This window comes from Streptomyces sp. NPDC006997 (assembly GCF_040635175.1).
In the GTDB taxonomy this organism is placed as follows: domain Bacteria; phylum Actinomycetota; class Actinomycetes; order Streptomycetales; family Streptomycetaceae; genus Streptomyces.
Genome location: NZ_JBEYHH010000013.1, coordinates 100,202 through 112,373 on the forward strand (window position 1 = coordinate 100,202; position 12,172 = coordinate 112,373).

Genomic DNA, 12,172 nt, shown 5'->3' on the forward strand with positions numbered 1-12,172 from the left:
GCCAGCGACCGGAGGCCGGGAACGCACGCCGACCGAACCCGACTGGAGGAACAACGGCGTATGCAGCCCAACGTCGTCGCGGGTGACTTCCGCGTCACACGACAGGACGTCCTGGACTTCGCCGAGGCCGGTGGGGACGCCAGCCCCCTGCACCTGGACGCGGCGTACGCCCGGCAGACCCCCTTCGGGCAACCGGTCGCCCACGGCGCCCTGTGCGTGCTCCACGCCCTCGCCCTCACCGCAGCCCCGACGGAGGGCGGGCGGCGGCTGGCCTCGCTGCGGGCACGCTTCCTCGGACCCGTCTACGCCGACCAGCGCTACACCTGGCAGGCCGAGCCCGACGGCGCCCACGCCACCGTCCTGCGCCTCCTGGACGGCCGCCGCGCCCTCGCCGAGATCGACGTCCGGTACGACACCGGCGCCGTCCACCCCGCCCCCGAGGACGGCACGCCGCGAGCGTTCACCGAGGCCGCCGCCCGCACCCCCCTCGAGGACCTCGCCCCCGGCACCGAGGCGGGCACCCGCTACCGCCCCGACTGGCGGGCCCTCGGCCGCTTCACCGACGCCCGCGGACTCGCGCGCCGGGGCGTCGGACCCGAGCACGTGAGCGTGCTCGCCTGGGCGAGTCAGCTCGCCGGGATGGAGGTCCCCGGGCGGGCCGCGCTGGTCAGCGGCATCGACGCCGACTTCACGGCGGACCCCGGCGGACCGCACGGGTTCACCGCGCGGGCGGTGCTCGCCGACGTCGACCCGCGCTACCGCTCGGTCCGGCTGACCGGCGACGTCACCGCCGGGCACACCACCGCGCGCGTGGAGGTCCGCGCCTTCGCCCGGCGCGAGGCCGCCCCGTCCGACCCGGCACGCCTGCGCGCCCTGCTCGGCGAGGCGGCACCCCTGCGCGGCCGGACCGCCCTGGTGTGCGGCGGCAGCCGCGGGCTCGGCGCCGCCCTCGTCCAGGCGCTCGCCCTCGCCGGGGCCACCGTCCACGTCGCCTACCGCGACAGCACCGCCGAGACCGAGGCGCTGCTCACCGCGCTCAGCCCCGACGCCGCCCGCGTCCGGCCGCACCGGGGCGACGTGGGCGACCCCGCGTGGTGCGCCGAGCTGAGCCGGTCGATCCGCGACCAGGACGGCCCCGTCGACCTGCTGGTCCTCAACGCCGGGCCGCCCGCCCGCCCCATGGACCTGCACCCCGACACGGTGACCCGTTCCGGCGAGCACGTCGCGGAGGCGCTGCGGCTCGTCCAGGCGCCCCTCGCCGCGTGCACCGCCGACCTGGCCGCCGGGGGCGTCGTGGTCGCCGTCTCCTCGGCCTACGCCCCGGCACCCCAGCGCGGGCTCTCCCACTACACCGCCGCGAAACGGGCGGTGGAGGGCCTGGTGACGGCCGTGACCGTCGACCACCCCGGCGTGGCCGCGCTGGTCGTCCGGCCGCCCCGGCTGGCGACCACCTTCGCCGACAGCATGACCGACGACACCGCGCTCGCCGTCGAGCCGGTGGCCGCCGCCGTCGTCCACCGCGTCGCGGCCGGGCCCGCCGCGGGCACCACCGAGATCCTCGACCAGTTCCGGCAGGAGCCACCGGCGGAGCCCACCGGGACGTCCGGCACCCTCGCCGTCGCCGCCACCTTCACCACCGACCCGCTGCGCCAGCCGCTCACCCACTGGACCGACCGCCTCGGCCTCGACCTGGCGGTGGAGCTCACCTCCTACGGCCAGGTCTTCCAGGAACTCCTCGACCCCGGCAGCGCCTTCGCCGCCAACCGGCGCGGCTGTGACGTCGTCCTGCTGCGCGCCGAGGACTGGCCGGAGGGCGCCGAGGGCGAACGCACCGCCGACGAGTTCGCCGCCGCGGCCCGCGCCGCCGCCGAACGCCTCGCGGTACCCCTGCTCGTCGCCCTCTGCCCCGCCTCCCCGCCCGCCGTCGACCGGCGCGGCCCCGCACTGCGGGCCCTTGAGGACCGGGTACGGGCGGCGCTGGAGGGCGCCCGGGGCGTGCACCTCGTACGCCTTGAGGACCGGCGGGACGGCCACTGGGTGACCGACCACCACGACGCCGCCCGCGAGGAACACGCCTCCATCCCCTACACCCCGCAGGCCTGCACCGCCCTGGCCACGGCGGTCGTCCGGCACGTCCACGCGCTGCTCGGCAAGCCGTTCAAGGTGCTCGTCCTCGACTGCGACAACACCCTGTGGCGCGGCGTCGTCGGCGAGGACGGCCCGCGCGGCGTCCAGTTGGGCGAGGCGCACCGACGGCTCCAGGAGTGGGCGGTACGACGCCACGACGAGGGCGTGCTGATCTGCCTGGCCAGCAAGAACTCCGCCGAGGACGTCGAGGAGGTGTTCCGGCGGCGCCCGGAGATGCCGCTGCGGCCCGAGCACATCGCCGCCCGCCGCGTCGACTGGAACCCCAAACCGGCCAACATCGAGGCACTCGCCGCCGAACTCGGCGTCGGCCTGGACTCCTTCGTCTTCCTCGACGACAACCCCGTGGAGGTCGCCGCCGTCCGCGCCGCGCAGCCCCGGGTGCTCGCCCTGCGGCTGCCCTGGGACGAGGCCGAGTGGCCCGCGTTCCTCGCCCGGCTCTGGGCGTTCGACCGCGCCGAGGTCACCGACGAGGACCGCCGCCGCACCGCCCTGTACCAGGCGTCCCGGCGCCGCGACGAGGCCAAGGAGGCCGCCCCCTCGCTGGCCCGCTTCATCGAGGGCCTCGGCCTGCGCGTCGACGTCCACGAGGCCGACGACGCCGAACTCGCCCGCTTCGCCCAGCTCACCCAGCGCACCAACCAGTTCAACCTGGCCCCCCTGCGCCGTACCGAGTCCGACCTGCGCCGACTGCGCGCCGACGGGGCCCGCTGCTGGGTGGCCGAGGTCCACGACCGGTTCGGCGACTACGGGCTGGTCGGCGCCGCCGTCACCCGCGAGCGGGACGGCGACGTGCTGCTCGACACCTTCCTGCTCAGCTGCCGTGTCCTCGGGCGGGGCGTGGAACACGCCTTCCTCGCCGCCGTCGCCCGCGCCGCCACCACCGCCGACGGCCCCACGCACCTGCGGGCCGAGCACCGGCCCACGGACCGCAACGCCCCGGCGCGGACCTTCTTCCACACCGCGATGGGCGAACCCGGGCCCGGCCAGGACGCCCAGGTCTTCCGCGCCCGCCTCACCGACCTCGCCGCCCTGGTCTTCCAGCCGGACGAGGGCCCCTCCACCGAGGCACCGGACACCGACCCGGCCCCCGCCCCCCAGCGCGGCGGCCCCGTGGCCGGTGACGCCGCCCGCCGCGAGGCCCTCGCCCTGCTGGCGGACGAGCTGACCGACCCGGCGGCCCTGCACCACGCCGTCACCGGCGAGACGGCGGCTCCCGTCCCCGTACCCGAGGCGCGGCACCCGGCCGGTGGCACGGACGACGCCTTCGACGCCGTACGGACCGTCGTCGCACGGCTGCGGCGGCTGCCCGTGACCGAGCTGACACCGGACACCACCCTGGAGTCCCTGCGGCTGGAGTCGCTGGAGATCGTGGACGCGACGGTAGCCCTGGAGAAGACCTTCGGACGGCTGCCGAAGACCCTGTTCTTCGAACACCGCACCCTCGGCGCCCTCGCCGCCGCCCTGGCACCGGCCACGGCCCCCACCGCGCCCCCGGCCCCCGTGGCGGTCGTGCGCGAGCGGCAACCGGCGCCGCCCCCCGCCGAGCCCGACCCCGGCCCCGTCGACGGCATCGCCGTGGTCGGCATCGCGGGCCGCTACCCCGGCGCGCGGGACACCGCCGAGCTGTGGGAGAACCTCAAGGCGGGCGCCGAGTCCCTCAGCGACGTCGCCGACCGCTGGGCACGGCGGGACGTCGTCGACCCGCGCGGCGGACCCGACCGCACGTACACCTCGGCGGGCGGACTGCTGGACGGCGTGGACGAGTTCGACGCGCCGTTCTTCCACCTCGCCCCCAGCGAGGCCGAGACCATGGACCCCCAGCAGCGGCTCTTCCTCCAGACCGCCCACCACGCCCTGGAGGACGCCGGGCACACCGCCGCCAGCCTGGGCCGCGACGTCGGCGTCTACGTCGCCTCGATGGGCCCCGACTACGCCGTCCTCAGCGCCAACGCCGCCCTCGACGGCCACAGCAGGTACCCCAACAGCGACCTCTACCAACTCGCCAACCGCGTCTCGTACTTCATGGACTTCACCGGCCCGAGCATCGCGGTCGACACCGCCTGCTCCGGCTCCGGGGTCGCCCTCCAGCTCGCCGTGGACGCGCTGCGCGCGGGCACCGTCTCCGCCGCCCTCGCGGGCGGGGTCAACCTCATCCTGCACCCCGCCCGGCGCATCCAGTACGCCCAGCTCGGCATGTTGTCGCGGACCGGCCGCTGCCACCCCTTCGGCGCCGACGCGGACGGCATGGTCACCAGCGAGGGCGTCGGCGCCGTCCTGCTGCGCCCGCTGCGGGACGCCCTCGCCGACGGCGACCACGTCTACGGCGTCATCCGGGCCGTCGGCACCAACAGCGACGGCCGCACCAACGGCTTCACCGTGCCCAGCCCCCAGGCGCAGGCCGAACTCATCGAACGGACCCTGCGCCGGGCCGGGGTCGACCCCGCCGGGATCGGCTACGTCGAGGCGCACGGCACCGGCACCCCGCTGGGCGACCCCATCGAGATCCGCGGACTGGGCAAGGCGTTCGGCCCGGGGAACGGCCCGGCGACGATCCCCGTCGGCAGCGTGAAGGGCAACATCGGGCACACCGAGGCGGCGGCGGCCCTCGCGGGGCTCACCAAGGTGCTCCTCCAACTGCGGCACCGCACCCTCGTGCCGTCCCTGCACTCCGCGCGCCTCAACCCCGACATCGACTTCGACGCCACGCCCTTCCGGGTGCAGCAGGACACCACCGCCTGGCCCGCCGCCCCCGCCGGAGCGCCCCGGCGGGCCAGCCTCAGCTCCTTCGGCGCGGGCGGCGTCAACGTCCACCTGGTCGTCGAGGAGGCCCCCGAACGTCCGACGCCGCCGCCGGCGCCCGCCGAACCCGAACTGATCGTGCTCTCCGCGCGGGACGAGGACCGCCTGCGCGACTCCTGCGCCCGGCTCGCCGCCCACCTGCGCGCGGCCGGGCCGCACCTCGGCCTCCGCGACGTCGCCTTCACCCTGCGGGAGGGCCGCGAGACCCTCACCACCCGGCTCGCCCTGGTCGTCGGCGGCCTCGACGAACTGGCCGGACGCCTGGAGCGGATCGCCGGGCACGGCGGCCCGCTGGCCGAGGCGGTGCGCGGCGTCGACGGCGCCCTCACCGGCCGCGCCGACGACGACACCCGCCTCGGCGACGTCTTCGACGGCACCCCGGCCGCCACCGAGGTCCTGCGCACCCTCGCCGCCCACGGCGAACGGGCCAAGCTGGCCCGGCTGTGGTGCCAGGGCGCCCGGCTGGACTGGGCCGACATCCTCCCGTCGCGGGGCGGACGACGGGTGTCCCTGCCCGGCTACCCGTTCGCCCGGACCCGGCACTGGCTGACCGTCACCGAGGCGCCGGAGCCGCCCGCGCCCGCCGACGCGGAGACCACACTCCACGTGCCCGACTGGACGTCCGCCACCCCGGCCGCGGACGACCCGGCCGGAGCCACCGTCACCGTCGTGGGCGGTACGGCGGAGTGGGCGCGGACGGCCGACCACCACGTCCGCGACCTCACCGAGGTCACCCCCCAGCCCGCCCGGCGGCTGGTCGTCGTGGACCGCCGCGGCCTGGACGGCCCGCCCGGACCGCTGTCCCGGGCCCTGGACGAGGCACCCGACGCCCTGCGCGCGCTGGCCCGGCTCGGCGCCCTGACCTACGTCAGCGTCACCCGCCCCGACCACGACGACCCGGCGGCGGCGCTGGCGTCCGGGTTCGGGCGGGCCCTGGAGCACGAGGTGCCGGGCTTCCGCCCGGTGCGTCTGGAGGTCGACGAGGACGCGCCGGAACCCGCCCTCACCCAGGTGCTGTCCGCGCTGCGCGTCCCCGAGGGACGGCTGACCGGCGACGGCCTCCTGGCCCGCGTCTGGCGGCGGGCCGCCGAGTCCGCCGCCGGGGCGGTGCCGTTCCGGCGCGGCGGCCACTACGTCGTCACCGGCGGCCGGGGCGGCGTCGGCCGCCTGCTCACCGCCCACCTCGTCGAACGCCACGGCGCCCGCGTCACCTGGGTGAGCCGCTCCACCGCGCCGCCCGGCTCCGACGCGGCGGTGTACGAGGCGTGCGCCGACGTGTCCGACCCGGCCGCCCTCGCCGCCGCGCTGGCCGAGGCGCGCCGGGTCCACGGCCCCGTCCACGGCGTCGTCCACGCCGCGGGCGTCCTGGACGACGGCCCCGCCCGCTCCCGGACCGCCGACCAGGTGCGTGCCGTGCTCGCGCCGAAGGCGGTCGGCTGCGTCGTCCTCGACGAGGCGACCGCCGACGACCCGCTGGACTTCTTCGTCCTGATGTCGTCCTACGTCGGCACCCTCGGCAACGCCGGACAGACGTCGTACTGCGCCGCGAACCGGTTCCTGGACGCCTACGCCGAGCGGCGCGCGCGTCTCGTGGCCGCGGGGAAGCGGTCCGGGACGTCCGTGTCGATCGCCTGGCCGCTGTGGCGGGACGGCGGGATGCGGATGCCGGACGCGGTACGCCGGTTGACCGAGACCACGGTCGGCCTCGTCCCCATCGGCACCCCGGCCGCCCTGACCGCCCTGGAGGACGCGCTGCGGCTCGGCCGTCCCCGCGTCCTCGTCGGCCACGGCGACCAGCGGCGGATCGGCGCGGCGCTCGCCCCCGCGCCGGTCGCGGAACGGCGGGCCCCCGAGCCGCCCGGCACCGACCTGCGGGACCTGCTGCGCGAGGAGGCCGCCAGGCTCCTCAAGATCCCCGCGGCGCAGCTCGGCGACACGGCCGAGTTCGGTGACCTCGGCTTCAACTCGATGCTGTTCACGGACTTCGCCAACCGCCTCAACGACCGGCTCGGCCTGACGCTCACACCCGTGGCCTTCTACCAGCACTCGACCATCGGCGCGCTGACCGCCGCGCTGGCGGACACGCCGGTGCCGGCCGCCACGGAGCCCCGTACGCTCCCGGCCGCCACACCGGAGCCCGACGGGACCATGCCCCCGGTCGCCGTCATCGGCATGGCGGGACGGCTGCCGGGGTCCCCGGACCTCGCGGCGTACTGGCAGCACCTGATCGACGGGGACGACCTGGTCGGACCCGGGCCGGTGGCACGCTTCGGCGACCCCGCGCCCACCGGTGGCTTCCTCGACGACGTCCTCGCCTTCGACGCCGAGTTCTTCGCCGTCTCCCCGCGCGAGGCGAGCCTGATGGACCCCCAGCAGCGGCTCTTCCTGGAGGCGGGCTGGCAGGCCGTCGAGAACGCCGCGATCCGGCCGTCCTCCCTCGCGGGCAGCCGCACCGGCGTCTTCGTCGGCGCGACCCTGTCCGACTACGCCGACCTGCTGGGCCGGAAGGGCGAGGACACCGCCGCCCACAGCATCACCGGCCATGTGCAGAGCGTCATCGCCAACCGGCTGTCGTATCTGCTCGACCTGCGCGGGCCCAGCGAGGTCGTCGACACCGCCTGCTCCAGTTCGCTCACCGCGCTGCACCGGGCGCTGGCCGCGCTGGCGGCGGGGGAGTGCGACCTCGCCCTCGCCGGTGGGGTGAACGCGCTGTTCAACCCGCGGTGGTTCGACTCGCTCGGGCAGGCGGGCATGTTGTCGCCCACCGGCCGCTGCTGGACCTTCGACGAGCGCGCCGACGGGTTCGTCCGCGGCGAGGGCGTCGGCGTCGTCGTCCTCAAACCGCTCGACCGGGCGTTGGCGGACGGGGACCCGGTGCGCGCGGTCATCCGGGGCAGCGCCGTCAACCACGGCGGACGCGCCCACTCGCTCACCGCGCCCCGCCCCGAGGCCCAGGCCCAGGTCGTGACCGCCGCCCTGGAACGCGCCGGAACCGACCCGCGCGGAGTGTCGTACGTCGAGACGCACGGCACGGGAACCCGCCTCGGCGACCCCATCGAGATCGCCGGACTGACCAGCGCCTTCGAGCGGTTGGGCGCGACGGCCGACGCCCCCTGGTGCCACCTCGGCGCGGTCAAGGCCAACATCGGGCACCTGGAGTCCGCCGCGGGGATCGCCGCCCTGCTCAAGGTGGTGCTCGCCATGGAGCACCGCGTCCTGCCGCCGAACCCCGTCGGGGAGCGCGCCAACCCGCACCTGCGGCTCGACGGCGGCCCGTTCCGGGTGCTGCGCGAGGCACGGCCGTGGCGGCCCGTGGACGCCGGGGGAGCGCCGATGCCGCTGCGCGCCGGGGTGAGCGCCTTCGGGTTCGGCGGGGCCAACGCCCACGTCGTCGTCGAGGAGCCGCCGTCCGTCGCCGTCAGCGCCGCGCCGGGGGCCGGGCGGCCGTCCACGCTGGTGCTGTCGGCGCCGGACCACACCCGGCTGCGGGCCTACGCGACCCTGCTCGGGGACGAACTGCGGCGGCGGCCCGACGAGTTCGCCGACCTCGCGCACACCTCCGGCGTGGTCCAGGAGCCGTTGGCGGCGCGGCTCGCCGTGGTCGCCGCCTCACCCGACGAGGCGTGCGCCGCGCTCGACGCCTACCTGGCGGGGCGGGCGGCACCCGGGCTCGTGACGGAGGCCGCCGCGCCCGGGTCCGGGGAGTCGGGTGACCTCGCCCGCCGCTGGGCCGGCGGGGAGGCCGTGACCTGGCCGGCCGACCCGGGGCGGCGCCGCGTGCCGTTCCCCGCCCGCCCGTTCGACCACTCCACGGAGTACGGCCCTCGGACCGGTTCCGCGGAGGACGGCCCCCGGACCCGTTCCACGGAGGACGGCCCTCGGGCCCGTTCTGTGGAGAGCGGCTCTCGGGCCCATCCCGCGGAGAGCAGCCCCCGGGTCGACACCGTCACGCCGTCCGCCGCGAGCCTCGGGAACCTGCGGCTCCTGCGCCCCCTCTGGACCCCCGAGGCCCTCGGGCAACCGGAGCGCTCCCCCCGCACGATCCTGGTGCTGGCCGGTGCGGAGGCCGGGGCCGGGCTTCTGGAGGAGGTGGCCGGGCTCACGGCGCCCACCGTGGTCGTCCTGCGTGAACCGTCGCCCGTGCCGCTGCCGTGCGCCCGCACCCTCGAAGCGGACCTCGGCGACCGGGACGCCACCCTGCGGGTCCTGCGCGAAGAACTGACCGACCACGAGCCGTTCGACCTGGTCGTCGATCTCGTCGACACCTCCGCGGCCCCCGGCGCCCCATCCCGCCACGAAGGCCGACTCGCGCTGCTCCAGGAGCTGGCGGCACGGGCCCGACGGCACCCGGTCACCGTGGTCCACCCGCGCCCCTCGGCCGCGTCCCGCCCCGCCGACGCGGGCGACGCCGTCCTCACCGCGGCCCGCGTCGCCGGATGCGTCCGTGCCGTCGGCGCGGAGTACGCCGCCGTCACCGCCGTCACGGTCGCGTACGACACCCTGCCCGCCGGGATGCCGGGGCCGCTGGCGCTGGCCGCCGCCGAATACGCCGCCGGGACCCGCGACGCCGAGATCCGCTACACCCACGGCACCCGCGAGGTCAGGACGACGGACGCGGTGCCCGCCGTGCCGCCCGCCGCCCCGGGGCACCTCGGCACGGTCCCCGTCACGGCCCACCGCCCCTACCTCGTCACCGGCGGCACCGGCGGCCTCGGACTCGCCGCCGCCGAACTGCTCGTGGCCCGGGGCGCCCGGCGGATCGCGCTCACCGGACGCCGGGCCCTGCCGCCCCGCGCACAGTGGGCCCACGCCACGCCGGACGACTGGTGGGGACCCTGCGCCGCCGCCGTCACCCGGATGGAGGCGGCCGGAGCCGAGGTCCTGGTCGGCCACGGCACCCCCGGGGAACTCCCCGCGTTCCTCGACGAGGTGCGCGCCCGCTTCGGCACCCCGGCCGGGGTGCTGCACTGCGCGGGCGCGGTCTCGCCCACGCCCGCCTTCGTGCACAAGCCCCCGCACGAGTTCGACACCACCTGGCAGCCCAAGGGCCCCGCCCTGGCCGCGCTCGCCGGGGCGCTCGGCGACGACGCACCCGACTTCGTCGTCCTCTACTCCTCCCTCTCCGCCTGGCTGCCGGAACTCGCCGTCGGACTCAGCGACTACGCCGCCGCCAACGCCGCCCTGGACGACTACGCCGCCTTCGCCGCCGTACACGCCAGTCGGCGCGGCACCGCCACCCGCTGGCTGTCGCTGGCCTGGGGCAGCTGGTCCGGCATCGGCATGGGCGAGGTGGTGACCCCCCGCTACGGCGAACTCGGCTTCACCGCCCTGCGCCCCGAGGACGGCCTCACCCTGCTCGACGCGGCGCTGGCGACCACGACGGCGGACGTCACGCTCGCCGCCGTCGCGACGGTCCCCGCGGACCCACCCACCGACGCACCGGAGGCCGCCCCCATGGAGCAGCAGCACGACCCCGTCGGGCTCACCGAGCGCTGCGCCGCGCACCTCACCGGCGTCCTCGCCGACGTCACGGGCCTGGACCGGCACCGCATCGCCCCCGACCGCCCGTTCGCCGACCTCGGCGTGGACTCCATCCTCATCGCCAGCATCGTCGTACGGCTGGAGGAGATCACCGGCACGGCCCTCGACCCCTCCGTGGTCCTGGAGCACCCGACCGTCGACCGCCTCGCCCGCCACCTGACGGTGACGTACCGGGACGGGCTCGGCCGCTGGGCGGGGGACCAGCCGGACACCACGGCTGAGGCCAAGCCGGCGGCGGCCCCCACACCGGGGCGGGAGCCCTCCCCGACGACGGCCCCGCTGGCGGTCATCGGCATGGCCGGGCGCTTCCCCGGCGCCCCCGACACCGCCGCCTTCTGGGAACTGCTCCGCGACGGCCGCTCAGGCGTCCGCGAGGTGCCCCGCGGCCGGTGGGACGTGGCCAGCCTCTACTCGCCCGCGTACGCGCCCGGCATGAGCATCAGCAAGTGGGGCGGCTACCTCGACGGCATCGAGGAGTTCGACCCCGCCTACTTCGGCATCCCCGAGGACGACGCCGCCCACATGGACCCCCTGATCCGGCTCTTCCTCGAAGCCGCCGAGACGGCCATCGCCGACGCCGGATACCGCGGTGAGGAACTCAACGGACGGCCCGTGGGCGTCTTCGTCGGCTCCGGCACCAGCACCTACGGCTCCCGCGTCACCGTGCCCGGCCGGGCCACCGCGACCGGCCTCAACCAGAACTTCATCGCCGCCCACCTGGCCCACCTGCACGACCTGCGCGGCCCCAACCTCACCGTGGACACCGCGTGTTCGTCCTCGCTGTCCGGCCTCCACCTGGCCCGGCAGTCCCTGCTGCTCGGGGAGTGCGAGATGGCGATCGTGGGCGGCGCCGACCTCCTCCTCGACGAGACGCCCTACCTGTCGCTCTCCGCGGCCCGCGCCCTGTCACCCGACGGCACCTGCCACGTCTTCGACGCCGCCGCCAACGGGTTCGTGCCCGGGGAGGGCGTGGGCGCCGTCCTGGTCAAGCCGCTGGACGCCGCGCTCCGCGACGGGGACCGCGTCCTCGCGGTGATCGAGTCGACCGCCATGAACAACGACGGCCGCACCATGGGGCTCACCACCCCCAACCCCGACGCCCAGCAGGCGGTCGTCCGCGAGGCCCTCCTCCGCGCGGGCGCCGACCCGGCGAGCGTGTCCTACGTCGAGGCGCACGGCACCGGCACGATGATCGGCGACCCGATGGAACTGCGCTCCCTCACCCACGTCTTCGGCGAGTCCACCGACGAGCGCCAGTTCTGCGCCGTCGGCAGCGTGAAGTCCAACGTCGGCCACCTGCTGATGGCGGCGGGCATGGCCGGACTCCAGAAGATCGTGCTGTCCCTCCAGAACCGGCAGCTCCCGCCCACCCTGCACTGCGAACGCCCCAACCCCCGGTTCGCCTTCGAGACCTCACCGTTCCGCGTCCAGGACCGGCTCGCGCCCTGGCAGCGCCGGCACGGGGTGCGGCGCGCCGGGCTCAGCGCCTTCGGCTTCGGCGGCACCAACTGCCACGTCGTCCTCCGCGAGGCCCCCGACACCGACCGGACGGCCGTACGGACCCCCCTGCCCGCGCCGGTGTTCCAGCGGCGCCGGTACTGGCTCGACCGCCCCGGCCCGGCCGACCGCCCGCCCACCCGGCCGACCCGTCCACTGCTGCTTGAGCTGGAGGAACTGATCTAGC

At 76.7% G+C, this 12,172-nt stretch carries 1 protein-coding gene; it reads left to right on the forward strand.

The window, feature by feature from the left end:
* The first annotated feature begins 60 nt into the window (after positions 1-60).
* A complete protein-coding gene (locus ABZ659_RS15395) occupies positions 61-12,171 on the forward strand; it encodes an SDR family NAD(P)-dependent oxidoreductase (RefSeq protein WP_360218870.1) in 12,111 nt (4,036 codons plus the stop codon).
* Position 12,172: the final 1 nt, after the last annotated feature.